Source organism: Xylanibacter muris (assembly GCF_013166605.1).
Taxonomy (GTDB): domain Bacteria; phylum Bacteroidota; class Bacteroidia; order Bacteroidales; family Bacteroidaceae; genus Prevotella; species Prevotella muris.
The window spans coordinates 321,412-347,029 of record NZ_JABKKF010000002.1; the positions used below are offsets into that span (position 1 = coordinate 321,412).

25 protein-coding genes are annotated in these 25,618 nt (G+C 43.9%); 16 read left to right on the forward strand and 9 right to left on the reverse strand.

Annotated features, from left to right (window positions below):
* Positions 1-62: 62 nt before the first annotated feature.
* The 6 genes from hisF to HPS56_RS03355 all read right to left on the reverse strand — a co-directional run bounded on the left by hisF (position 63) and on the right by HPS56_RS03355 (position 4,909).
* Positions 63-821, reverse strand: a complete 759-nt coding sequence (hisF, locus tag HPS56_RS03330; protein WP_172273802.1) for an imidazole glycerol phosphate synthase subunit HisF — start codon at positions 819-821, stop codon at positions 63-65.
* Positions 800-1,525, reverse strand: coding sequence for a 1-(5-phosphoribosyl)-5-[(5-phosphoribosylamino)methylideneamino]imidazole-4-carboxamide isomerase (gene hisA, locus HPS56_RS03335; protein WP_172273805.1), 726 nt, complete (start codon positions 1,523-1,525; stop codon positions 800-802). Before hisA ends, hisF begins: the two co-directional genes overlap by 22 nt.
* A gap of 26 nt (positions 1,526-1,551) precedes the next feature.
* Positions 1,552-2,142, reverse strand: a complete 591-nt coding sequence (gene hisH / locus HPS56_RS03340) for an imidazole glycerol phosphate synthase subunit HisH (RefSeq protein ID WP_172273808.1) — start codon at positions 2,140-2,142, stop codon at positions 1,552-1,554.
* A 55-nt stretch (positions 2,143-2,197) separates the two neighbouring features.
* The gene (gene purU / locus HPS56_RS03345) at positions 2,198-3,061 is read right to left on the reverse strand and encodes a formyltetrahydrofolate deformylase (RefSeq protein WP_172273811.1); all 864 of its coding nucleotides are present in this window, start codon (positions 3,059-3,061) and stop codon (positions 2,198-2,200) included.
* A gap of 170 nt (positions 3,062-3,231) precedes the next feature.
* Complete coding sequence (locus tag HPS56_RS03350; protein ID WP_172273814.1) at positions 3,232-3,762, reverse strand: FHA domain-containing protein; 531 nt, start codon at positions 3,760-3,762, stop codon at positions 3,232-3,234.
* Positions 3,763-3,787: 25 nt separating this feature from the next.
* The gene (locus HPS56_RS03355; RefSeq protein ID WP_285822009.1) at positions 3,788-4,909 is read right to left on the reverse strand and encodes an HU domain-containing protein; all 1,122 of its coding nucleotides are present in this window, start codon (positions 4,907-4,909) and stop codon (positions 3,788-3,790) included.
* 125 nt (positions 4,910-5,034) lie between these two features.
* Between HPS56_RS03355 and rfbC the strand changes: the two genes are divergently transcribed.
* Genes rfbC through HPS56_RS03370 form a run of 3 tightly spaced genes read left to right on the forward strand, consistent with a single transcriptional unit; the run spans position 5,035 to position 7,768 of the window.
* Entirely contained in the window at positions 5,035-5,583 is a 549-nt protein-coding gene (gene rfbC, locus HPS56_RS03360) for a dTDP-4-dehydrorhamnose 3,5-epimerase (protein ID WP_172273818.1), read from the forward strand.
* A gap of 22 nt (positions 5,584-5,605) precedes the next feature.
* Positions 5,606-6,952 (forward strand): UDP-glucose dehydrogenase family protein, encoded by a 1,347-nt coding sequence (locus HPS56_RS03365; RefSeq protein WP_172273821.1) that lies wholly within the window; start codon positions 5,606-5,608, stop codon positions 6,950-6,952.
* Positions 6,953-6,964: 12 nt separating this feature from the next.
* Positions 6,965-7,768, forward strand: coding sequence for a DUF4738 domain-containing protein (locus tag HPS56_RS03370; protein ID WP_172273824.1), 804 nt, complete (start codon positions 6,965-6,967; stop codon positions 7,766-7,768).
* Positions 7,769-8,257: 489 nt separating this feature from the next.
* Here HPS56_RS03370 and nudC read toward each other — a convergent pair whose 3' ends face one another.
* Both nudC and HPS56_RS03380 read right to left on the reverse strand, forming a co-directional pair.
* The gene (nudC, locus tag HPS56_RS03375) at positions 8,258-9,046 is read right to left on the reverse strand and encodes an NAD(+) diphosphatase (RefSeq protein ID WP_172273827.1); all 789 of its coding nucleotides are present in this window, start codon (positions 9,044-9,046) and stop codon (positions 8,258-8,260) included.
* A gap of 44 nt (positions 9,047-9,090) precedes the next feature.
* Positions 9,091-10,857 (reverse strand): bifunctional metallophosphatase/5'-nucleotidase, encoded by a 1,767-nt coding sequence (locus HPS56_RS03380; RefSeq protein WP_253952373.1) that lies wholly within the window; start codon positions 10,855-10,857, stop codon positions 9,091-9,093.
* A 346-nt stretch (positions 10,858-11,203) separates the two neighbouring features.
* Between HPS56_RS03380 and HPS56_RS03385 the strand changes: the two genes are divergently transcribed.
* From HPS56_RS03385 to HPS56_RS03440, 12 genes are all read left to right on the forward strand, one after another.
* Positions 11,204-11,884 (forward strand): DnaJ domain-containing protein, encoded by a 681-nt coding sequence (locus HPS56_RS03385; RefSeq protein ID WP_172273830.1) that lies wholly within the window; start codon positions 11,204-11,206, stop codon positions 11,882-11,884.
* Positions 11,885-12,042: 158 nt separating this feature from the next.
* Entirely contained in the window at positions 12,043-13,452 is a 1,410-nt protein-coding gene (locus tag HPS56_RS03390; protein WP_172273833.1) for an SLC13 family permease, read from the forward strand.
* A 96-nt stretch (positions 13,453-13,548) separates the two neighbouring features.
* Positions 13,549-14,526 carry a 6-phosphofructokinase gene (pfkA, locus tag HPS56_RS03395; protein ID WP_172273836.1) on the forward strand — a complete coding sequence of 326 codons (978 nt, stop codon included), beginning with the start codon at positions 13,549-13,551 and terminating at the stop codon, positions 14,524-14,526.
* A 239-nt stretch (positions 14,527-14,765) separates the two neighbouring features.
* Entirely contained in the window at positions 14,766-16,292 is a 1,527-nt protein-coding gene (gene atpD / locus HPS56_RS03400; protein WP_172273839.1) for a F0F1 ATP synthase subunit beta, read from the forward strand.
* A gap of 20 nt (positions 16,293-16,312) precedes the next feature.
* Positions 16,313-16,558, forward strand: a complete 246-nt coding sequence (gene atpC / locus HPS56_RS03405; protein ID WP_172273842.1) for an ATP synthase F1 subunit epsilon — start codon at positions 16,313-16,315, stop codon at positions 16,556-16,558.
* A gap of 30 nt (positions 16,559-16,588) precedes the next feature.
* Positions 16,589-16,999 (forward strand): hypothetical protein, encoded by a 411-nt coding sequence (locus tag HPS56_RS03410; RefSeq protein WP_172273845.1) that lies wholly within the window; start codon positions 16,589-16,591, stop codon positions 16,997-16,999.
* Positions 17,000-17,021: 22 nt separating this feature from the next.
* Positions 17,022-18,083, forward strand: a complete 1,062-nt coding sequence (atpB, locus tag HPS56_RS03415) for a F0F1 ATP synthase subunit A (RefSeq protein WP_172273848.1) — start codon at positions 17,022-17,024, stop codon at positions 18,081-18,083.
* A gap of 138 nt (positions 18,084-18,221) precedes the next feature.
* On the forward strand, positions 18,222-18,464 hold the full coding sequence (gene atpE, locus HPS56_RS03420) for an ATP synthase F0 subunit C (protein WP_094380635.1): 243 nt from the start codon (positions 18,222-18,224) through the stop codon (positions 18,462-18,464).
* Positions 18,465-18,515: 51 nt separating this feature from the next.
* A complete protein-coding gene (gene atpF, locus HPS56_RS03425) occupies positions 18,516-19,037 on the forward strand; it encodes a F0F1 ATP synthase subunit B (RefSeq protein ID WP_172273851.1) in 522 nt (173 codons plus the stop codon).
* 2 nt (positions 19,038-19,039) lie between these two features.
* The gene (locus HPS56_RS03430; RefSeq protein WP_172273854.1) at positions 19,040-19,576 is read left to right on the forward strand and encodes a F0F1 ATP synthase subunit delta; all 537 of its coding nucleotides are present in this window, start codon (positions 19,040-19,042) and stop codon (positions 19,574-19,576) included.
* A gap of 70 nt (positions 19,577-19,646) precedes the next feature.
* Positions 19,647-21,233, forward strand: coding sequence for a F0F1 ATP synthase subunit alpha (gene atpA, locus HPS56_RS03435; RefSeq protein WP_172273857.1), 1,587 nt, complete (start codon positions 19,647-19,649; stop codon positions 21,231-21,233).
* A 6-nt stretch (positions 21,234-21,239) separates the two neighbouring features.
* Positions 21,240-22,205 (forward strand): F0F1 ATP synthase subunit gamma, encoded by a 966-nt coding sequence (locus HPS56_RS03440; RefSeq protein WP_172273860.1) that lies wholly within the window; start codon positions 21,240-21,242, stop codon positions 22,203-22,205.
* A gap of 126 nt (positions 22,206-22,331) precedes the next feature.
* On the opposite strand, the gene HPS56_RS03445 is transcribed toward HPS56_RS03440, so the two are convergent.
* Positions 22,332-22,988 (reverse strand): TetR/AcrR family transcriptional regulator, encoded by a 657-nt coding sequence (locus HPS56_RS03445; RefSeq protein WP_285826065.1) that lies wholly within the window; start codon positions 22,986-22,988, stop codon positions 22,332-22,334.
* 192 nt (positions 22,989-23,180) lie between these two features.
* On the opposite strand from HPS56_RS03445, the gene HPS56_RS03450 reads away from it, so the two are divergent.
* Positions 23,181-25,481, forward strand: a complete 2,301-nt coding sequence (locus tag HPS56_RS03450; protein ID WP_172273866.1) for an NADP-dependent malic enzyme — start codon at positions 23,181-23,183, stop codon at positions 25,479-25,481.
* The last annotated feature ends 137 nt before the right edge of the window (positions 25,482-25,618 follow it).

Consider the following 25,618-nt stretch of genomic DNA (forward strand, 5'->3'; position numbering starts at 1 on the left):
ACCATTTTATATATGGCTAATTGTCTTGCTTGTAAAAAACGTTATAATGATTGTCTTGTATTTTATATCCTTACATTCACACCGTTTTCTTTTAAATAGCCTTTTAGTTCGTTAATACCGATTTCCCCAAAGTGGAATACGCTTGCTGCGAGTGCCGCGTCAGCATGTCCTACAGTGAAAGCATCGAGGAAATGTTCCTTCTTTCCTGCGCCTCCACTTGCGATTATAGGTATTGATAGCGAATCGGCAAGTCTGGAAAGTGCGTCATTTGCATATCCGTTCTTCACTCCGTCGTTGTCCATGCTTGTGAACAGAATTTCTCCCGCTCCGCGGTCCTGCACTTCCTTTGCCCATTCAAACAGATTCAGTTCTGTTCTTTCCCGTCCGCCTTTAAGATAACAGTGCCATCCTTCATCGTCGTTTTTCGCGTCAATTGCACATACGCAGACCTGTGAACCGAAATGGGAGGTTATCTCATTGATCAGTTCCGGTCTTTTTATTGCGGCACTGTTTATGCTGACTTTGTCTGCCCCTGCCTGTAAAAGGCGCTCTACATCAGCCAGCTCGGTAATCCCGCCTCCAACGGTAAAGGGGATGTTTATTTCTTTTGCCACGCGGGTCACCATGTCTGTAAAAGTCTTTCGCCCGTCATAACTTGCGGTGATGTCAAGAAATACCAGTTCGTCGGCACCGGCCATACTGTAGGCTTTTCCAAGTTCAACGGGGTCGCCTGCGTTTCGGAGATTCACGAAGTTTACACCCTTTACGGTCTGTCCGTCCTTAACGTCAAGGCATGGTATTATGCGTTTTGCCAGTCCCATAGTTCTTTCATGTTTATTTTTCCCTCATAGATGGCCTTACCGAAGACTACGGCCGGTATTCCGTTATATTCAAGAGCCTTGATGTCTTCTATGGATGCCACTCCTCCGCTTGCTATGAGGTGAATATCAGGAAACTGTTCCAGTATCTCTTTATAGAGGTCAGTGGCCGGACCGGCCAGCATGCCGTCTTTGTCTATATCTGTACAGAGAAAGGTTTTCACACCGTTCTCGATGTAGAATTTCATGAATGGAAACAATGTTTGTGATGATGTGTCTTTCCATCCGTTTATAGAAATGTTTCTTCCCTTGACATCTGCTCCGATTATAATCTTGTCAGCTCCGTATTTGTTAATCCATTCGGTACATATTTGGGGGGCTGTCACGGCCACAGAACCTATTGTAACCATTGATGCTCCGTTTGCGAATGCCGTTTCTATGTCGTTATCGGTTTTTATACCTCCCCCGAAGTCTATTATAAGATTTGTTGCGGATGAAATGTCGTGCAATACATCAGCATTGACGATATGTTTTGATTTTGCACCGTCAAGGTCCACAACATGAAGACGTCTGAATCCCATGCATTCAAACTTTTTCGCCACTTCCGCAGGAGAGTCGCTGTAAACGGTCTTTGTATCGTAGTTGCCTTTGGCCAGTCTTACACACTTGCCGTTTATTATATCAATAGCAGGTATGAGTTCTATCATGTTGTTACGCTTGTTTTTTTATCCACCTATATGTTGATGAAGTTTTTGATTATTCTTTCTCCCGCATCACCGCTTTTTTCAGGATGAAACTGAGTTGAATAGAAATTATCCTTGTGCAGTGCCGCACTGAACGGTTGTATATAGTCGGAAACGGCAGCTGTGTACTGGCATAGCGGGACGTAGAAGCTATGTACAAAGTAAACAAATTCATTATCTGGTATTCCTTTGAACAGTTTGCTTTTCATGCCGTATATTCCGTTCCATCCCATTGCCGGCACTTTGTATTCGTGTGATGATGGTGTGAATCGTTTCACCTCTGTATCAAATACGCCAATGCAGTCTGTATCGCCTTCTTCCGAATGGCGGCAAAGCAACTGTTGTCCGATACAGATGCCGAGTACCGGTTGGTGAAGGTCTCGTATTACCTTGTCAAGATTTCTTTCTTTCAGGTATCTCATAGCCCCAGAAGCCTCTCCCTGACCGGGGAATATTATCTTGTCGGCACTTGACAGTTCTTCAATGTCGTCTGTAAGCACTGGATTTATTCCCAACCTGTTCAAGGCGTTCACCACTGAATATATGTTGCCTGCATTATATTTGACGATGGCTATTTTCATACCGTCACTTCTTGTTATTGTATTCTTCTGTCGGATCTCTCGTACACCACAATCTTTAGTTGAAGATAATGGTCTTGTTATGGTATGTGAGTATTTTTCTTTCTATATGTTTTGTCACGGCTCTCGACAGGACAATCTTTTCAAGGTCACGGCCTTTCCTGACAAGGCTCTCTGGAGTGTCCTTATGTGATATCCTTACAACATCCTGTTCGATTATCGGTCCTGCATCGAGCTCGGCTGTGACATAATGGCTTGTCGCACCGATGATTTTCACTCCTCGCTCCCATGCCTGGTGATAAGGGCGTGCTCCTATGAATGCTGGAAGGAAAGAGTGGTGGATGTTTATTATATGATTAGGATATGCCTTCACCATGTCGTCACTGATAATCTGCATGTAACGTGCAAGAACGATAAAGGTTATTCTTTCCTTTTTCAGCAGTTCCGCCTCAGCCTGTTCCACCTCATATTTGTTGGAGTGGTCTTTATTTATGGACCATACATAATAAGGTATGTTGAATTGTTCGGCTACGTATCTCAGATCTTCATGATTGCTTATGATGCATGGAATGTCTACTTCCCATTCTCCTGCCTTGTAGCGTGCGAGCAAATCGTAGAGGCAATGGCTCATCTTGCTTACGAATATAGCCATTCGGGGGCGTATGTCGTTGAAATACAGGCTGCATTCCATGTTATAACGCTGTGTGTACAGTGTCTTGATGTATTCAAGAATCTTGTCACGTGGGATTATGAATGTGGTCAGTTCCCATTCGATACGCATGAAAAACATTCCGTCCTGCTTATCCACATACTGGTCGAGATACAGTATGTTGCCTTGGTTATCGGTTATGAATTTTGTAAGTTCCGATATTATGCCCTTTTGATCCGGACAATGTAAAAGCAATGTAGCCGTTGGTTTCATCCGCTTTTTGTTTCTTTTTATATAACTGTTCTATAATAATCGGCAAAGTTACATAAAAATATTCAGATAGACAGATGTTATCAAAGAAATATCATAAAATCATAGTTGTCTGGGACTTGTTTTATGATATTCTTTAGATAAAAGCGATATTATTTTATTAATGTGTAATTCTATTCCTCACATTCCGCACTGCGAAGAATGACGCTTGTTGCTCCGATTGTGAATAGGGTTCCGTCTTCAATGACACGTTGTTCGCGGTCACCGAGAATCACGTTGTCCACAAACGTTCCCGTATAACTTGGGCCGTCCCGCAATACATATTTCAGCCTCCCGTGTTTGTCGCGGCTTACGGTTATGCTGCAATGGTTGATGTCGATGCTTGGGTCGTTTGTCTCTATCGGCGTGTTGGTCTTGCTGCCTTTCATGTATCGTCCGATAATGTTTACACCAAATTGAAGTGGAATTACCTGTTTGTAGTGAAAGACATTTTCAATGACAATGATGGAGCCGAACCCCTTCTCGTTGGCTTTCTCGTTAAGTTGCTCTTCTTTTTGCAGGGCTTTCAGTTTTGATACTCCTATTTTTATGCCGAATTGCTTGCCGCAGTTATGGCATTGAAATACGAGAGACTGTCCCTGTTCGTATCTTGTTTCATCGAATGTGATATAATTGTCACATTTGGGGCATCTTACTCTTTTCATTATTGAAGTATCTTCTTATCTGTTTTTATTGTATTTTGTATATCCATGACTGCTCGAAATATTTGTTGTCGCGTAGAGACCGTAACTCCGAGCTTGCCTCACTTTCGTCTGTATAATGTCCGTAAACTACTCTTATAATGTTGTTGTTTGTATGGACATAAGCCTGTTCGTATCCTTCATTGTGTAATTTCTTTACAAATGTTTCGGCATTAGCCTTGGCCACGCGACTTGCCATGACAATACAGTATACAGTTTCTTTCTTGCCTTTATCCTTTTTTGTCTCTTGTGCGGCAAAATTGTCTTCCTTATTCTCTTTGGCAGTCTCTTTGTTTGCGGCCTTGGCGTCTTTGTTGTTGGCTTCCGGCTTTTCCACGGTAGACGACACATCTGTCAGTTTTATGTCTCCGGTATGGCTGTCTTCCGGAATCATATTAAAAAACATGTTGCCGTGCAGATTGCCTGTCATCACATTGTCCTTTGTGCTGTTTGCTATGGGAGATGTGAACAGAAAGAAACATATTATGGCAGCAACGGCTGCTGCGGTATTACGTATCCATGATGTCTTTATGCGTATTACATCGTTTTCGTAATTTTTGTTTTCTTTTGTTTCAGTATAATTGTTTTCATCATCCCTGTGTATGACGCAATTGTCGAATAATACTTGGGCATCGGATTGGATATCCTTGCTGTCTTTTATGGATTTATTCGCACATGCATCCGCCGCCTCTTCTTTCCGTTTCATTTGGAAAGAACTTAGTCCGTAAAGTGCAGGTGTGAGTATTCCGGCCTCACATGGCTCGAATATGTATTTGCCGTTTTCGTCAATGGATAGGATACCAAGGTCATTAAGCTCATAGCTTCCCTCTGTATACAGCTCCTGTTTAAGCTCGTTGATTTCATTTTCTATCTTTCTTATTGCCTCGGGATAGCTGATGTCATACAGTTCCACATACGACTGAGCCAGAAGGGAGTCGTTCATGGTAAGCTGAGGGTTGAATCCTATAGTGCGTAACGGCGGCAGAAATGTGCCGTCGTTGAAATCATAGCGTGCGTCAACATGGTGGGCAACGAACCCGCCAAATCCCGGAACAATCACACAATCGTTGTCCAGCAGGAGTATTTCTATATGTCTGTCCAATTCAATCACGAGTGCAAAATTACCAAAAAATAGTGATATGCACAAATAAAAATAACCGCAATTTGAAAAAAAACTTTTGTATTCCGATTATATTTTATACTTTTGCAAAACGGAAAAACAAACAACAAAAAGGTATGAAATATATAGAAACCGACATTGCGGATGTATATGTCATTGAGCCGTTGGTGTTTAATGATGCCAGGGGATATTTCTATGAAGTATGGAAACAGTCGGACTTTGAAAAGAATGTCGGTAAGGTCGGATTTGTTCAGGATAATGAGTCTAAGTCGTCTTATGGAGTTTTGCGTGGCCTGCATTATCAGAAAGGTGAAATGTCTCAGGCCAAGCTTGTACGTGTGATAAAGGGTCGCGTGCTTGATGTTGCGGTGGATCTGCGTAAAAGCAGCAAAACGTTCGGCAGATATGTCATGGTTGAGCTGAGTGAGGAAAACAAACGGCAGCTTTTCATTCCGCGTGGCTTTGCCCATGGGTTTCTTGTGTTGAGCGATGAGGCTGTGTTTACATATAAGGTGGACAATATATATGCTCCGCATTGTGAGGCGAGTATCCGTTTTGACGATCCTGATATAAACATACAGTGGCCTATGGAACTGTCTGATGTGATTACGAGTGAAAAGGACCTTAAAGGACAGTCTTTCAAGGATGCGGATTATTTTGAATAAATATAACAAGGTATAGTATTTCATGAATATAGCAATAGTAGGTACGGGTTATGTGGGACTTGTTTCAGGGACATGCTTTGCGGAGACGGGCGTAAATGTCACTTGTGTTGATGTCGATGTTGATAAGATAGAGCGTCTGAGAAACGGTGATATTCCTATTTACGAGCCGGGGCTTGATGAAATGGTGCTTAAAAATGTCAAGGCCGGACGTTTGAAATTCTCTTCCGACCTTGCGTCCGTGCTCAATGAGCAGGAAATAGTGTTCTCTGCTGTTGGAACTCCTCCTGATGAGGATGGAAGTGCAGACTTGAAATATGTTCTTCAAGTGGCACGGACAATCGGAGAAAACATAAACCGTTATATGGTGGTTGTCACAAAGAGCACTGTGCCTGTGGGGACGGCGGCAAAGGTACGCAAGGTCATACAGGATGAAATAGACCGCCGCGGTGTAGATGTTAAGTTTGACGTGGCAAGCAATCCTGAATTTCTTAAGGAAGGAAACGCAATAAAAGACTTTCTTTCTCCTGACCGTGTTGTCGTAGGAGTGGAAAGCGAGCAGGCCAAGAAAATTCTTTCACGGTTGTACAAACCGTTTCTTATAAACAATTTCCGTGTCATATTTATGGATATTCCTTCTGCTGAGATGACCAAGTATGCGGCCAACTCGATGCTTGCCACGCGTATATCTTTCATGAATGATATAGCGAATTTGTGTGAGCTTGTCGGTGCGGATGTGGATATGGTGCGTGCCGGTATTGGTTCCGATACACGTATAGGACGGAAATTTCTGTATGCAGGCTGTGGCTATGGCGGAAGCTGTTTCCCAAAAGACGTGAAGGCTCTTATAAAGACTGCGGACGACAATGGCTATTCTTTGGAAGTGCTTAAGGCCGTCGAGAGAATAAATGAAAGGCAGAAAGGATTGCTTTTTGAAAAGTTGAAAAAGGCTTTTAATGACGGTTGTACGGAGCGAGGTAAGACCGATGGTGTCGCCCTTCACGGGAAGACGGTTGCCTTATGGGGGCTGTCATTCAAGCCGGAAACGGATGATATGCGTGAGAGCACGGCTCTTGTCATGATAAAGCTTCTTAAGGACGCCGGGTGTATTGTCAGGGCATACGACCCTATAGCCATGGACGAATGTAGGAGAAGAGTAGGGGATACGGTTATATATTGTCGTGACATGTATGATGCCGTGCTTGGAGCTGACGCGCTTATATTGCTTACGGAGTGGAAAGAGTTCCGTTTGCCCACATGGGGCGTCATAGCAAAGGCGATGAACAGACATCTGGTGCTTGACGGAAGAAATATATTTGATGCGGAGGAGCTTAAGGATGCCGGTTTTGAGTATCACTGCATCGGGAAATAATGTCGGTAAGGAATGGTAAAGAGTTCTATTTTATTATTGTTTTTCTGTATTGTCGTCATGGCTGTCTCCGGCTGTGCCGGCAAGAAAGACAGGGATGTCGTTATATCAGAAAATGCCGGAGCAAAGAAAATGTTGCAGGGGGTATGGCTTGACGCTGACAATGACGATGTGGTACTGAAGGTGGTCGGGGATACTATTCTATATTCCGATTCGACAAGTCTGCCGACTTTTTTTGCTGTTTATGGCGATACATTGGTGATGGAGTCCACACAGGCGCATTATCCTATCGTTAAACTGACAAATAATGTTTTTTGTTTCAAAAACAGAAACGGTGACGTGGTGAAATATGTCAAGAGTGACAATCCTGACGACAGTCTTATGTTTGCGTATGACAAGCATGAGGTACAGATTGTTACCGAGGTGCTCAAGAAAGATACGGTGGTAATGTATGGCGGTGAGCGTTATCACTGTTATATTGCAATTAATCCGACAAGATATAAGGTGTATAGTTCCTCATACAGTTCGGATGGTGTTGAGGTTGATAACGTTTACTATGATAATATAATCCATCTTAGCATATACAAGGGAACTTCGCAGCTGTTCTCACGTGACCTTACAAAGAAACTTTATTCGCGGTTTGTTCCTTCTGCGTTTCTCGAGCAAGCCGTATTCAGTAATATGGATTTTGAAAAAGTGGATGCGTCCGGCTTCCATTTTAATTCCACGATATGTATTCCAACAGGGGCAAGTTGCTATTTGCTTGACACAAAGGTGAGCTTCTCGGGAGATTTGAAGGCTGAATTGCTTGAGTATTAATAATTTTGATAGAGACAGCCATAGGAGGATACGGTTTCCGTTTCCAATCGAATTGTATTTAGTATTCCCATACTTTTTTTATTTCATTGCAACGTATATGTTCGTGGATGTTGTGTCCTGCGGATTCATTTCCATGACATTGTGGGGCCGGATCGGCCGGATTACATGTGTAATCTGGTCTGATATGTAATAAAAAATCGCAATGTTTTTCTATGAGGGTCTTGTGTATTTCTGTTAAGATGGTAACAGGTTGATATTCAGTGTGTTGACGGCAAATAAAAAGTGTGCCAAAATGAATGGCCTGTTCATCGACAGAGAATAGGCTATTCACGCTTGATGAACATGCCATTCATCGACGATGAACATGCTGTTTATTGAAAGAGAATTTTATCTATATATCAAGATGTAAATAGATTTCAAAAAAAATACGTAGCCGGCTTTTTTTAGTTTTTTTAATTCTCCTGTAACGGTGAATCTCTTAAATACCCGTTACAGGCATGGAGGTGTCTTTTCTTTCCAAGCATCTATAAGCTTTCTTGCGATGGACATTTTCTCAGGTATCCGGGGGAGGTTTTCCCTGTTGAACCATGCTCCTGCTGACAATTCCGACTCCTGAAGCCTTATCTCCCCGTTTTCATACTCCGCATTGAATCCAATCATAAGGCCGCACGGGTATGGCCACGGCTGGCTGCCGAAGTATTGTATGTTTGTTATGCTGATGCCGGTTTCCTCCATTACCTCTCTTTTTACCGCTTCTTCAAGTGTTTCCCCTGTTTCTACGAATCCTGCGACTAATCCGAAGAAATCGCTTTTGAAATTTCTTGCATGTACGAGCAGTATCTCGTCAGTCCTTGTCTTTCTTACCAATACAATTACGGCCGTTGCCAGTTGCGGCCATATTTCTTTACCGCATTTTGTGCATATCTTGCTTATTTCGGTCTGCATGCTCATCGGTGCACCGCATGAGCCGCAATATTTTGTCGAACTGTCCCAGTAGATAAGCTCGCTGCATTTTCCTGCCTCAAGATACATCTCATGGTCAAGTTTATAGTAACTCTGGCGTAACGGGCACATCTCATATCCTTTATTGTCTGTAACGGGCATGTCGGTTTTGTAGGTTCTGACTTCTGTTCCGTTGATACCTGTCACTTTCAGTATGTTTGTATCGTTACTGACTATTGTCGGCGGCTCGTCCGTAAATGGGACAGTGTAGCTGCCGTCAGGTCTTTTTTCAATAAGTATCTCACCGTTGCAGAATACAAAATAGTAATTTTTCATGTTTCATTGTCTTTTTATCTCTATCTATCTGTAAAGCTGTGGCGTTATTCCTTGAAAATCAGCTTTCTGTCACGTTCTATGGCTTTTGCAGCCCATGTTTCCGGTACGAATTTCCAGTTGTTGTTCGGTTTCGGTGATATGACTTTCATTTCACTGATAGCCTTTGTGAGGTAGAAACGCTGGTCTCCGGTACTTTCGTATATTATTCTTGTCTTTAGTGAGTCCTTGTCTATTCCGGCCCCGTTGGTGAGCAGTTCGCCTCCTCCGTTTGCCCGATAGCTGTTCGTGACTACTTTATACCACTTTTTCTCGTCAAATTTCCGGCCGTTGCTCATCCTTTTTATTGTCACCCTGCTACCGGCCGGTCTGGTGACGTCCACCTCATAGTCTATTCCGGCCGCACTGTCGAAATTGAATGTAAGGTTTTTGAAGCCAAACCTTTGGTTGTCATTGGTTTTCTTTTTGTCAAGCAGCATTATGTGGTCGTTTTCAGACGACATTGTGTTCACCCATTGTCCGTAGCTCATTTCAAGATGTTTCCTTATTTCGCTGCCTGTCATTTTCAGCACACATATCTGATTCTCATATTTATATAATTTGAACATGTCGCTCATTTTCAGTTCACCCCTGTTGACGGTAATGTCAAACGACAGCGGTGCGCACAGAGATATGTCGGCTTCTGTAATTTTCAATTGCAGATTGTGTATGAGGTCTGTGAACGCCGATGAACCGAAGAAGCAGTCGCGTGTTGTGATATCTTGGGTTATGTATCCTATCGGTTTGTTTACAAATTCGGTAATCTTTTCATACTGTTTACTGAATGTTTCGAGAAATCCCGCGTCCGGCTTCTCGTTGCGGATATCCACAATATCCCCGTCTATATGGCAGACGGTTTTCTTGCCTCCTTTGTTTTCAACTGTTATTCTCAGTTCTGCCACAGCCATGGCATTGTTTGCCGGATTGAGGCATAGGGTGCTGTCTCCTGAAATGTTTCCGACCCATTCTTTTCGTATGGTATGGTCATGGCCATATAGTATCGCATCGAATCCCGGTAGATTGCGTGCCACTTTTTCTGCCTCGTCTTCCGTATAGTCCCTGGTTTTTATACCTCCGTCCCATCCGCTGTGGAACAATCCGATTACGATGTCCGGCTTTTCTTTTTCCATCACGTGGTTAAGCCAATATTCTGCTGTCTCGTACAGTTTCTCAAACCTCAGTCCGCTCCACAGGCTTTCGTTAAGCCAATGAGGTATGGCCGGGGTTATAAGTCCGATAACGGCCGTGCGTATGCCGTTACGGTCTATGATGGTATATGGCTTAAGATAAGGCTTTCCCGTGGCGGTTTCTATGATGTTGGCTCCGAGAACCGGACAACCCAGTTCGTTTATCCATTTATCATATACGGCATGTCCTGTTTCAATGTCATGGTTTCCCATTGCCACGGCATCGTATCCTATATAGTTTATGGCATCGGCCGCAATGTTTCTTTCTCCGGTGGCCATGTAGTTGTAAAAATAACAAGTCGGTTGTCCTTGCAGGAAATCACCGTTGTCGAGAAGTATCACTCCTTCAGGACTTTCTTTCCTTGCTTTTTTAATGTATGATGCCACTCTTGCAAGTGAGCCGTTTGTTTCTTTCCGCTCGATGAAGTCGTATGGGAAAATACATCCATGTACATCAGATGTCTGTATTATCCTTATCTCCGTGCTTTCGTTCATGTTATTGTTGTTGCCGTTTACAGTTGTTTGTGCATTTGTGGCATTTATATTAATGTATAGCAGGCTTCCTGCTAATAATACGGTTTTGTTCATGCTTTTTTGAATATTTTCGCAAAGGTATATAAAAAGCATGAGTTTTTACACCGGCATAATAAAGAAATCATTTTTCTTTAGAGGAAATTTACATGAAAATCTTGAGATTTCCACACCGGCAGTATAAAGAAATGCTTTTTTATTTTGCCGTGAACAATATTACCGTTGTATGCCGTTTTGAATCTGTACTTGTTTTTTACAGGTATATATTCTTTATTGTTGTGTCAGAAATAAACAATCGGCACGTTTTTTGCATTGTATGAAACGCCGGCACGAATTGATAATTGTTGTGTGCGGCTGTTTTTAAGTTTATACATTGGAATAAATAAAGGAGGATTCTTTTTATATGGCATTCATCGACTATTACAAGATTTTAGGAGTAAGCAAGGATATACCCCAAAAAGATGTGAAGAAGGCTTATCTTAAGAGAGCCAAGCAATTCCATCCGGACCTTCATCCGGACGACCCGAAGGCTAAGGCAAAGTTTCAGGCTCTTGCCGAGGCATACGATGTTATCGGTGATCCGGATAAACGCAAGAAATATGACCAATATGGGGAGCAGTGGAAAAATGCTGATGCTTTTGGAGGAGGCGGTGCGTACAGTGGAGGCCACACACCGTTCGAAGGTTTTGATTTTTCCGGATTTGGAGGCAACGGAGGCGGTTTCAGTTCCTTTTTCGACAGCCTTTTCGGTGGTGGGGCAGATAGGGGCCGCTCTCATTTCGGTGCCGGTTTTAACAGCGGGCATGGCATGGAAACAGGAGATATGAATGCGGAAGTAAGCATCGACCTGTATACGGCCATGCTTGGTGGAGAAGTGCTCGTGCAACTTGGCAACGGAACAAAGGTGAAACTGAAGGTCAAACCAGAGACTCAGAATGGCACAAAGGTGCGTCTCCGTGGTAAGGGGCATAGTCGCAGAGACGGTACTTCCGGAGATTTGATTCTCACTTTTACCGTGAAACTGCCTGTAGGACTTTCAGAGCGTCAGCGTCGGCTGTTGCGTGAGATGCAGTCTGCCGGATGATATTATATCAGTATTTTACAGACAAACGTTATCCGTATACTTGATTTTATGTTAGGGTACGGATAACATTTTTTTTGTTTATAATTTGTAAAAATCTTATTGTAAGTTTCATATTCTCAATTAGAATAGATAACTTTGTGCGATTTTAGTTTTGACGTATGACGCTTATAATAGTAGCAATGTTGCTTGCCGGCTATCTCCTTATAGCCACATCACATCTTACCAATGTAAACAAGGCTGCCATCGCAATGTTTGTAGGTACGGTAGGATGGGTGCTGTATATATGTTACGGCACCGATTTTGTCATGAGCCAGTATCCTCGTGAGTATTCCGATTTTCTTCTTGGTTCCGGTGCTCCGGCTTCAGCGGTCAAGACTTTCATTTACGAGAATCTTTTCCTGAAATATGTCGGCAAGGCAGCTGCCGTGGTAATGTTCATATTGGCCACGATGACGATAGTGGAGATTCTTGACAACAACGGATGTTTTGATTTCATTGGCGAATGGGTCCGTACGCGTAGCGGTAAACGTCTGCTTTGGACAATAACCGCAATAGCGTTTATCATATCTGCAAACCTTGACACGCTTACAACTTCCACAATGATGCTTATGATAATGCACGGTATTGTTCAGGGAAGAAGGCAGAGAATGGTCATCGGCAGTGCCATTGTGCTGGCTGCCAACGCAGGCGGATGCTTTACCGTTATCGGTGATCCGGCAGGATTGATATTATGGGGGGGCGAGCTTGTGACGGCAACAAATTTCTCGGCGTGGCTTGCATTGCCTGCCATTGTGGCATGGGTGGTGCCGACGTTTATGCTTGGCCGTGCCTTGCCTGACAGGCTGGATGTAGACTGGCAGGCCGCACCGTATCGCGGAGACGACACAAACCTTAACCGTTGGCAGCGTGTGGTGATGCTAATTGTCGGTATAGGCGGGTTATGGTTTATACCAACTTTTCATAATATAACCAAGCTGAGCCCGTTCCTTGGCGCATTGTGTGTCCTGTCCGTGCTTTGGGGAATAAATGAGATATTCAACAGGAAACTGATGAATGCCGAACAGATGATATTGCGGCGCACGCCAAGAGTTCTTCAATATGGAAGTATTCAGCTGATGCTTTTTGTTATGGGAGTCATGCTGGCTTTGGGAGCGGTAAAGGAAACAGGTGTCCTTGCCGATTTTTCGGAATGGGTGGATTATAATGTTCATAATATCTGGATAACCGGATTTGCGGCAGGGATCTTGAGCGGGTGTGTCGACTCGTTTGCAATAGCCATGACTTCCTTGTCCATGTATCCCGTTGTCGAACCCGATATTCTCGGCAGATGGATGGATGCCGACTATATGGCGAACTTTGTTCAAAACGGAATTTATTGGAAGATAATCGCTTTCACCACCGCTACGGGAGGGTGTCTGCTCGGATTCACTAATGCCAGCGTGCTTGCAATGATGAAAATGGAACGTATGCATATAGGATGGTATTTGAAAAACTGTACTCCTAAGGTTCTTATGGGATGGATTATAGGTTTGATTGTATTGTGGGGGGAAAGCCTGTTTTTCGGATGATATGAAGAAACGGAATAGTGAATGAATCACAAGGTGATAAAATTTTGGTGGGTAAAGTTCAGTGATAATAGGTTTAGTAAATAAAGTAATAAGATTATGGCAAAGATTAAGACGATAGGGATTCTTACTTCAGGAGGCGATGCACCGGGTATGAATGCGGCCATACGTGCTGTGACACGTTCCGGTATATGTAACGGTTTTGAGGTGAAAGGCATATACCGCGGTTTTGACGGTTTGATAAATAATGAGATACGGCCCTTTACGACAGAGAATGTCAGCGGGATAATAATGCAGGGCGGGACAATACTGAAATCAGCAAGAAGCAAAGGCTTTATGACTCCGGAAGGGCGTCAGAAAGCTTATGAGAACCTTCGGAATGAGGGTATTGGCGCACTTGTTGTCATCGGTGGCAACGGTTCTCTGTCGGGTGCGAGAATATTTGCAGAGGAGTTTGATTTCTGTTGTGTCGGACTGCCGGGAACCATTGATAACGACTTGTATGGCACGGATTCCACAATAGGCTATGACACTACGATGAACACTATAGTGGAGTGTGTGGACCGCATACGTGATACGGCCCAAAGCCATGAGCGTATATTCTTTGTTGAAGTCATGGGACGTGATGCTGGCTTCCTTGCCCAGAACAGCGCTATTGCAAGCGGTGCCGAGGCTGCCATAATACCGGAAGACTCGACAGATGTCGACCAGCTTGCACGGTTTATGGAGCGTGGAATACGAAAGTCAAAGAAAAGCTGCATTGTAATAGTGTCGGAAAGTCCCAAGTGCGGAGCTCTATATTATGCCGAACGTGTGCGCAAGGAGTTTCCGAATTATGACGTGCGTGTGTCCATACTTGGACATTTGCAGCGCGGCGGCAGGCCAACGGCTCATGACAGAATACTGGCAAGCCGCACGGGAGTGGGAGCTGTGGAAGCTATAATGCAGGGACAGAGAAATATCATGGTGGGAATAAGAAACAATGAGATTGTGTATGTCCCGTTCTCTGATGCCATACGCACAGACAAACCGCTTGACATGAAACTTATAAAAGTCCTTGACGAACTTAGCATATAATTGCGGGCGGGGGCTCTGATAAGACAAGATGCAATTTAAAGCAGTCCTAAATCTCTCCAAATATGGCGTAAAAGCAATAAAAAGGCAAAAAGATGATTTTCTTTATAGGAAAATTATTAACTTTGCAGAAGTGTTCCGCAGAATATGTATTTTGACTTAAAGCGAGGCGACTGTCACAGGCCTCTTTTATATAAGGCATACACATAAGATATAATATAAAATAACTAAAATATAAGACTATGTCACAAATAAATGGACACATTTCTCAGATTATAGGTCCTGTAATTGATGTCTATTTCGACACCAAAGGCATGGACGCGGAGAAAGTGTTGCCGAAGATTCATGACGCCCTGAAGATTACACGTCCGGACGGACGCGAACTCATCGTAGAGGTTCAGCAACATATCGGTGAGGATACGGTTCGCTGTGTTGCTATGGACAATACCGACGGCCTGCAGCGTGGATTGGAAGTGCGGCAGACCGGCTCGCCTATCGTTATGCCTGCCGGTGAACAGATTAAAGGACGTATGATGAACGTTATCGGACAGCCGATTGACGGAATGGAGGCCCTTGATATGAAAGGTGCCTATCCTATTCATCGCGAAGCTCCGAAATTCGAGGACCTTTCCACACACAAAGAGATGCTCGCCACGGGTATAAAGGTCATCGACTTGCTCGAGCCTTATATGAAAGGCGGTAAGATAGGACTTTTCGGAGGTGCCGGTGTGGGTAAGACCGTGCTAATCATGGAACTTATCAATAACATAGCAAAAGGGCATAACGGATACTCTGTGTTTGCTGGAGTCGGAGAGCGTACGCGCGAGGGAAATGACCTTATACGCGATATGATAGAATCCGGAGTTATACGATATGGCGATAAATTCAGAAAGGCCATGGACGAAGGTAAGTGGGATTTGTCGCTGGTAGATCCGGAAGAACTCCGCAAGTCGCAGGCTACGCTTGTTTACGGACAGATGAACGAGCCGCCCGGTGCGCGCGCTTCGGTTGCATTGTCTGGCCTTACCGTGGCAGAGGAATTCCGCGATCATGGAGGTAAGGATGGTGAGGCTGCGGACATTATGTTCTTCATCGACAATATTTTTCGTTTTACACAGGCAGGCTCTGAGGTTTCCGCTCTTTTGGGACGTATGCCTTCAGCTGTGGGATATCAGCCGACACTGGCAAGTGAGATGGGAGCCATGCAGGAGCGTATTACATCAACAAAGAAGGGATCCATAACTTCTGTACAGGCTGTATATGTACCGGCCGATGACCTTACAGACCCGGCTCCGGCAACCACCTTTACACATCTTGACGCAACAACAGAGCTGAGCCGAAAGATTACCGAGCTTGGTATCTATCCCGCAGTTGATCCGTTGGGTTCTACGTCACGTATTCTTGACCCGCTTATCGTTGGTAAGGAGCATTATGAATGCGCACAGAGAGTGAAGCAGATATTGCAGCGTTATAAAGAGCTTCAGGACATCATAGCAATTCTTGGTATGGATGAACTGTCTGATGAGGATAAACTTACCGTAAACCGTGCACGACGCGTCCAGAGATTCCTTTCTCAGCCGTTCGCGGTGGCAGAACAGTTTACAGGTGTACCAGGTGTGATGGTGCCGATAGAAGACACAATAAAGGGATTCAACATGATTCTTGACGGTGAGGTTGATAATCTGCCGGAACAGGCATTCCTGAACGTAGGTACTATCGAGGATGCCATTGCCAAAGGTAAAAAGCTTATCGAGGAGGCAAAGGGATAGTTTCTGTTAATTTTGAGTTTATGAGTTTGAAGTTGATAATAGTATCTCCAGAGCGTGTGGAGTTCAACGGAGAGGTGGAGAGCGTAACGGTTCCCGGTATTATGGGAGAATTTCAGGTTCTTCCTAATCATGCTCCGTTGATTTCTTCTCTGGAAAACGGACGCGTGGTGTATAAGGATGCATTAGGAATGCATGGCCTTTCCATTGCAGGAGGGTTCATTGAAGTGCAGAAAAACACTGTTAGTGTTTGTGTGGAGCTTCCGTGACGCAGCAGGATAAACAGACTTTTTGCAATTATGGCAGATATCAAAAAACTGAGCATACGTTATATTATGCAAGGGCTGTGTCTTGTATGTATCGTGGCGGCTGGAGTATATTTGGTGATGCTTGTCATGGGCGTTTCACGCGATATTACTCCGATTATAGTTGGAGCGGCATTCGCTGTCGTTATCGAATGTGCCGATGCGCTTATATGGCGTAAGGTTGCGGAAAATGCCGCTGACAGCCTTCCTACTTTCTATACGGCTGTCTCGGGATTCAGAATGCTGTTGGCTATAGCTACGATGTTCGTGTATTATCTTGTTGCAGGCAGCGGACACATATTGAAGTTTATTCTTGTGTTCTTTGCTTTCTATGAGGCAATCCTCTTTCATCATTCGTATTTTTTTTCGAAAGTGTCCAACTCTCTTGATAAACTCAAAAAGTAATAACGCATCATTAATAAAACAGATGAAACAAATAAGAACAATACTTTTCCTGATTGCTATGGCTCTGTTGCCTTTGAATATTTGCGCGGCCGACAACGGAGGAGAAGAGCGTTTGAATATACCGGAAATCGTTCTGGAACATTTGGCAGACTCATACGAGTGGCATGTGGCCTCATACGAAGGCAGGCACTTCAGTATACCGTTGCCTATAATTGTACGCAGTGAGGAAACAGGCGAATGGTCTTTCTGTACGGCACACACTTTACCGGATAAGTTCTTCTTTGATAAAGCGCATCATGGCAAGATTTATGAGCGTCTTTCCGACGGAACTGCGGTAAGGCCGATAGATTTGAGTATAACAAAGACCGTTGCACAGATATGGATTGTAGTTATTGTTCTTATATGCGTGTTCTTATCATGTGCGCGTTGGTATAAGAACCGTGACGAGAAGAGCGATGCTCCGAAAGGATTTGTCGGAGCTGTGGAGATGCTGGTGATGACGATATATGATGATTTGATAAAACCGTCAGTGGGAGACAGGCATTACAGGAAATTTGCGCCTTATCTTCTAACGGTGTTCTTTTTCATATTCACAACGAATATCATAGGCCTTATTCCGGTCTTTCCTGGAGGTGCAAATGTTACAGGCAATATAAATGTGACTCTTTTCCTTGCAGTATGCACGATGTTGGCAATTAACGTATTCGGAAACAAGGAATACTGGAAAGAGATATTCTGGCCTGACGTTCCGTTGTTTCTTAAAGCCTATCCCGCACCGGTGATGCCGCTTATAGAATTGTTCGGTGTTTTTACAAAGCCTTTTGCGCTTATGATCCGTCTTTTTGCCAACATGATGGCGGGGCATGCTGTCATATTGAGTTTCACGTGTGTTATTTTCCTCGGATGGTCGATGGGCGTTGGCTATGGAATAGGTCTGAATGTTTTCAGTGCTGTCATGTTGCTTTTCATGAATTGTCTTGAGGTCTTGGTGGCATTTGTTCAGGCGTATGTGTTTACGATGTTGAGCGCAGTGTTTATCGGTCTCTCACATCCTGAGCATCATGCTCATGAGGAGAATGTATGACGCATATTTAAAATCTGTTTTTACAGTTTTTCTTTCTTTCATTTCATGCATAGTGTGCATGTGGTAGGGAAGAGATCAATTAATAGAGAATAAAGTAGAAAACAATAAAATTAATAACAATTTAAAATTTATAGAGTTATGATTATTTCAACACTTTTGGCTGCTGAAGGTCTGGCACAGCTGGGCTGCGGTCTTGGAGCAGGTATTGCAACTATTGGAGCAGGTTTGGGTATAGGTAAGATTGGCGGTAGTGCAATGGACGCCATTGCCCGTCAGCCGGAGGCTACAGGTAAAATCCAGACAAACATGATTCTTACATCGGCTTTTGTTGAGGGATGTGCCCTCTTTGCCATTGCTGCATGTGCGTTCCTTATCAAATAATGTTGTAAGGAAAGAATACATTAGATAGATTTAAACAAGCTAAGTATAAAAATGGAACTAAATTTGCCATCAATACTGACACCGGACCTCGGATTGTTGTTCTGGATGTTATTAGCGTTTTTGGTGGTATTCTTCGTTCTTGCCAAATTCGGTTTTCCTGCCATCATAGGCATGGTTGAGAACCGTAAGAAATATATAGACGAAAGCCTCAGAAAGGCTCATGAGGCGTCGCAACGCCTTGAGAATATACAGAAAGAGGGTGAGACCATTTTGCAGGAAGCTCGTCAGAAGCAGATGCTACTGCTCAAGGAGGCTGCCGATACACGTGATGCAATAATTGCGAAGGCGCAGGATAAGGCACGCGAGGAAGGCATTCGTATGATAGCAGAAGCCAAGGCTGAGATAGAGAATGAGAAAAAGGCTGCTATCAGTGATATACGTGCACAGGTGGCGGAACTTTCGGTAAGGGTGGCGGAAAAGATACTCCGGAAGGAGCTGTCATCGGATTACGGGCAGATGGATACAATAAACCGGCTGTTGGATGAGGTTGCCGGTGATGATAAAAAGAATTAGTTATGGATATAGGGGTAATATCGGTAAGGTATGCACGTGCGTTGCTTAAGGCGGCAACAGATGCAAGGCTTGAAGATAAGGTGTATCAGGAAATGCAGACTCTTGCAAAGAGCTACATGGACGTTACGGCCCTGAGGCTTACGGTAGACAATCCCATGCTTTTAAAAGACAAGAAGAAGGAGCTGCTCGTCACGGCATGTGGCGGTGAAGTGTCTGTTCTTGTTGATTCTTTTTTGGCATTGGTTCTTGAGGAGGACCGTGAGAATATGTTGCAGTTCATGGCTAATTCATATATCACTCTTTATAGGCAACAGAAGAATATTATCAGAGGAAAACTGACCACTGCCGTGGCTGTATCTCCAGAGATGGAGCAAAAGATGCGCATGATGGTGGAAAGTAAGACAAAGGGCACTGTGGAGTTTGAGACAGAAGTCAATCCGGACATAATAGGAGGGTTTGTGCTTGAATATGATACGTACAGGCTTGATGCCAGTGTGCAGAGCCAGTTGCGTGGAATGCTTTCACAGTTAAGTAAATAGCAGGGCATGTTTATAAAAGGTGTTATGATATTTACATGCAGTATGCTTAAATAATTAAAAAATAAAAATCATGTCAGATAAAATAAAACCGAGTGAAGTGTCGCAAGTGCTTCTTGAAAAACTTCAGGGTTTGAACAACGACCAGCGGTTTGATGAGGTTGGTACTGTGCTTGAGGTCAGCGATGGTGTAGCCCGTATTTACGGTTTGCGTAATGCCGAGGCCAATGAGTTGCTTGAGTTTGAGAACGGTACCATGGCAATCGTCATGAATCTTGAGGAGGACAACGTGGGTTGTGTGCTTCTTGGATCTACGGAAGGCATCAAGGAGGGCATGGTGGTTAAGCGTACCAAGCGTATCGCGTCAATCATGGTCAACGATAATATGCTTGGCCGTGTGATAAACCCGCTTGGTCAGGCAATTGACGGAAAGGGAGATATTGACCTTACGGGTGCATTTGAAATGCCTCTCGACCGTAAGGCTCCCGGAGTTATATACCGTCAGCCTGTCAAGGAGCCTCTTCAGACAGGATTGAAGTCTGTTGACTCAATGATTCCTATCGGTCGGGGGCAGCGTGAGCTCATTATCGGCGACCGTCAGACCGGAAAGACAGCAATTGCTGTTGATACCATTATCAACCAGAAGAGTTTTTATGAGGCCGGCAAGCCTGTCTATTGTATATATGTTGCAATAGGTCAGAAAGCTTCTACTGTTGCGGCTCTTGTCGAGAACCTTAAGCAACGTGGTGCGATGCCTTATACAATCATCGTTTCCGCCACGGCTGCCGATCCTGCTGCCATGCAGTATTATGCACCGTTTGCCGGTGCTGCCATCGGAGAGTATTTCCGCGACCGCGGCTATTCGGCTTTGGTTGTATACGATGACCTGTCGAAGCAGGCTGTTGCCTATCGTGAGGTGTCGTTGATTTTGCGTCGTCCTTCCGGACGTGAGGCTTATCCGGGTGATGTGTTCTATCTTCACAGCCGTCTTTTGGAGCGTGCAGCACGCATCAATGACCAGCAGGAGGTGGCGGAACAGATGAACGATCTTCCGGAATGTATGAAGGGACATGTCAGGGGCGGTGGCTCTTTGACAGCTCTTCCAGTTATTGAAACCCAGGCCGGTGACGTTTCCGCCTATATACCAACGAATGTGATTTCAATTACAGACGGTCAGATTTATCTTGAGAGTGACTTGTTTAACCAAGGCTTCCGTCCGGCTGTGAATGTCGGTATTTCCGTTAGCCGTGTGGGAGGTTCAGCCCAGATCAAGTCTATGAAGAAGGTTGCTGGTACGTTGAAGATTGATATGGCGCAATACCGTGAACTGGAGGCTTTCTCTAAATTCTCAAGTGATATGGATGCTGTTACAGCCATGACAATCGACCGTGGCCGGAAGAACAATCAGCTGCTTATTCAGCCCCAGTACAGTCCGATGCCTGTCGGTGAGCAGATTGCTATAATATATTGCGGAACCCATGGACTAATGCATGAGGTGCCTGTGGAGAAAGTACGTGATTGTCAGGATGCTTTCCTTGACAAACTCCGTACATCGTATCCTGAAGTTATAGAAACACTTGCTGCCGGCAAGATAGACGATACTGTCACGTCTGTTATCGAGAAGACGATGGCTGATATTTCCGGACAGTATAAAAACTGATAGTGTATGCCGTCGCTCAAAGAGATAAAGACCAGGATTTCTTCTGTCAATTCAACGCGTAAGATAACGAGCGCAATGAAGATGGTCGCATCATCAAAATTGCATCATGCCCAAGTTATGATTGAGAATATGCTTCCGTACGAGCGTATGTTGGAGCATATCCTGAAATCATTTCTCGCCTCAGAGGCGGATGCTTCAAACGTGTTCACCATTGAGCGTCCGGTCAGGCGTGTTGCGTTGGTGGTATATTCGTCCAACAGCAGTCTTTGCGGAGGTTTTAATGCTAATATAATAAAATCGATGTTGCATGTTGCCGACGAGTACGCAGAACTTGGACATGACAATATTGTAATATATCCCATAGGCCGTAAGGCTGCCGAGAAGGCTTTGAAGCTGGGGTATGATGTTGCCGGTGATTTCACGGATTTGGCAGACAAACCCAATGTAAGGCAGTGTATTGATATAGCCCGCGAACTTGGAAAGAAGTTTCTGGATGGTGAGATTGATAAGGTTGAGATGATATATCATCATTTCAAAAGTGCCGGTTCTCAGATACTGACAAGGAAGAGATTTCTCCCTATAGATCTTACGTCCGAACTGCATTCGGACCATGAACGTGACCTTTCGATAAATATTGTGACGCGTGAGACTCAGGAATATCTTCGTAAGCGTGAGTCGGCTAATAAGGTGAAAAGGGAGGAAGCCATGCCTCTTAATGATAATTTCATTGTAGAGCCAGATATGAAAACCGTGCTCTCAACTCTTATACCGAAGATGGCTCATCTTATGTTATATACAGCTCTTCTTGACAGTATAGCATCGGAACATGCCGCACGTATGGTTGCCATGCAGACCGCAACAGATAATGCGGATGAGATTCTCAGAGATTTGAATTTGCAGTATAACAAGAGCCGTCAGCAGGCCATTACGAGTGAATTGCTTGATATTGTCGGTGGTTCCGTAAACAGGTGAGGTATTTTAATATACATTTTTGTGTCTTTATATAGAAGCGGGTGCGGTTCACATTGAACCGCACCCGCTTTTTGTATTTGAATGTTTTTTCCCTGTTGTTGTTCCTGATTTTCAGAATCTGTAGTGCTATGGATGCCGTGGTGTATCGGTATTATTGGTATTTGTGTTCATTTCAAGGTAAAAATCCATTTCTTCTATTCCCTTTTTTGTGCAGAAACCTCGAAATGAGACAAAAATCAAGTTGAAAAACAGTTCTTCCATTGTATACTTCTTGTATAGGTTTTCCATTACGATACTTTTGCTTAATATCTCATGTGAGTTTACAAGCAAGTTGTAGTTTACGTCAGCCCTGAAATATCCTTCATTTATTCCACGGTTAAGGAATTTCAGGAAGTGGCGTTTTTTCTCGGCTGCATCCTCTTCAAAAAAAGCGGTTATCTTTGGATATTTTACGATGTCAAGATAAAACTGCGGGTTGACAACCTTGCATTCCTCAATTTTCTGCTTGTACATGCGCAGGAGTATATCCATTGCGCTGTTGCATTCTTTTATGAGTTCTTTTGTCTTTATTTCCCTTTTCTTCTTGTACATTTTAGCACATTCAAACAGCAGTTCTTCCTTGTTGTCGCAGGTCTCGTATAATGTTCGTTTCGATATGCCAAGCTTGTTGGCGATATCATCCATTTTTACTGCCTTTATTCCCATGTTTATGAATAATTCCATGGCCGTAACAAGTATTTCTTCTTTTAATGACTGTCTGTATGTTGTTTGAATATTCATCATTCTTGCAAAATGGAATCAAATGCATTTGCAAAGTTACTAAAATATTCAAAAAAAATAGATTATTAGAGTATATTTTATTAACTTTGCGATGTAAAAAGATGTTTTCAGTTACATTTTTCATCTATGAAATATAATAATAAATGGCATCAAATGAATTAATGTGAATGACATTTGTAATTAAATTATAATATTATGGTTAAAATCTCAAAGGAGGCTGCGCTTGAATATCACGAGAGTGGCAGGCCCGGAAAAATCGAAGTAAAACCGACAAAACCTTATCGTACCCAAACAGATTTAAGTTTGGCATATTCGCCCGGCGTGGCTTTTCCTTGTCTTGAAATACAGGCAAATCCCAATGATGCGTATAAGTATACAGATAAAGGCAATCTTGTGGCTGTAATAAGCAACGGAACTGCCGTACTTGGGCTTGGAGATATCGGTGCGCTAAGCGGAAAGCCTGTAATGGAAGGTAAGGGGCTTCTTTTTAAGATATATGGCGGAATAGATGTGTTTGATATCGAAGTGGCGGAGAAAGATCCGGAAAAGTTCTGTGAGGCAGTTGAAAGGATAGCACCGACATTCGGAGGAATAAACCTTGAAGATATAAAGGCACCGGAATGTTTCTATATAGAAGAACGTCTGAAGAAAAGCCTTGACATACCGGTGATGCATGATGATCAGCACGGTACGGCTATAATTTCCGCAGCGGGACTGAAAAATGCGCTTGAGGTGAACGGAAAGAATATTTCCGATGTGAAGATTGTTGTTAACGGAGCCGGTGCGGCTGCAATATCCTGCACAAAGTTGTATGAGGCTCTTGGAGCACGCCGTGAGAATATTGTCATGCTTGACTCTAAGGGAGTCATTACGAGTGACCGTCCGAATCTTACAGAACAGAAAAAGTATTTTGCCACAGACCGTCGTGATATCCATACTCTTGAAGAGGCTGTAAAGGGAGCGGATGTGTTTGTAGGCCTTTCCAAAGGTAATGTCCTTACTCAGGACATGGTACGTTCCATGGCAGATCAGCCTATTGTTTTTGCTTTGGCAAATCCGGTGCCGGAAATAAGTTACGAGGATGCCATTGCAAGTCGTCCTGATGTACTTATGTCGACAGGACGTTCGGACTATCCGAATCAGATAAACAATGTCATAGGATTCCCGTATATTTTCCGTGGCGCGCTTGATGTGCACGCAACGGCTATAAATGAGGAAATGAAGCTGGCCGCAGTGCACGCCATTGCCGATTTGGCAAAACAGCCGGTGCCAGATATTGTTAATGACGTGTATCAGGTGAATAATCTTACTTTCGGTCCGCTCTACTTCATACCGAAACCGGTGGATCCACGTCTTATAACAGAAGTTTCCGCTGCTGTGGCAAAAGCTGCGATTGACAGTGGGGTGGCCCGCTGTAACATAACAGACTGGAATGAATACAAGAATCATCTCCGTGAGATGCTGGGGCAGGAAACGAAGCTCACGCAAAAGCTTTACGACACGGCCCGCCGCCATCCGCAACGCGTTGTTTTTGCGGAGGGCATACACCCGACGATGCTGAAGGCCGCCGTACAGGCGAAGGCTGAAGGTATATGCCATCCTATTCTTCTTGGTAATGACGAGCGTATAGAGAAGCTGGCAAATGAGTTGGACCTTAAGCTTGACGGCATAGAGATTGTGAACCTGCGTCACGACAATCAGGCGGAGAGACGGGAGCATTATGCCGGTATTCTTGCAAAGAAGCGTCAGCGTCAGGGCTATACGGTAGAAGAGGCGAATGATAAGATGTTTGAGCGCAACTATTTCGGAATGATGATGGTTGAGACAGGTGAGGCCGATGCGTTCATAACCGGTCTGTACACTAAATATTCGAATACTATAAAGGTGGCCAAGGAGGTTATAGGAATACGTCCGGAGTATAATCACTTCGGTACGATGCATATTCTTAATTCCAAGAAAGGCACATTCTATCTTTCCGATACATTGATAAACCGTCATCCAGACAAGGACGGACTTGTGGATATTGCAAAACTGAGTGCGATGACAGTAAGATTCTTTAATGACACTCCTAATATTGCCATGCTGAGTTATAGTAATTTCGGTACTGATGAGGGAGGAAGCCCGTGTGAGGTTCACAAGGCTGTTGAGGAAATGCAGAACACATATCCAGACCTTGCGATAGACGGTGAGATGCAGGTTAATTTCGCACTTGACAGGAAACTGCGTGATTCGAAGTATCCTTTCTCACGTCTTAACGGTAAGGATGTAAACACTTTGGTGTTTCCAAACCTGAGCAGTGCAAACGGTGCATATAAACTTTTGCAGGCTATCGAGCCAGATATAGAAATAATAGGTCCGATACAGATGGGACTCAACAAGCCTATCCATTTCACAGACTTTGAAAGTTCCGTACGTGACATTGTGAATGTTACGGCCGTAGCGGTTATCGACGCATACGTGGATAAAGTAAAGAAGAAATGTAAGTCAATAGGGTAATTCTAAGGAATATTCATGAAAACAGACCTCCGGGAAAGAACCATTCTTGAATGAAATTTCTTTCCCGGAGGTCTGTTTTTATTCTGTCTTTATGATGTTTTCCTATACATTCTGCATGTTGGCTGAATTATAGGCGA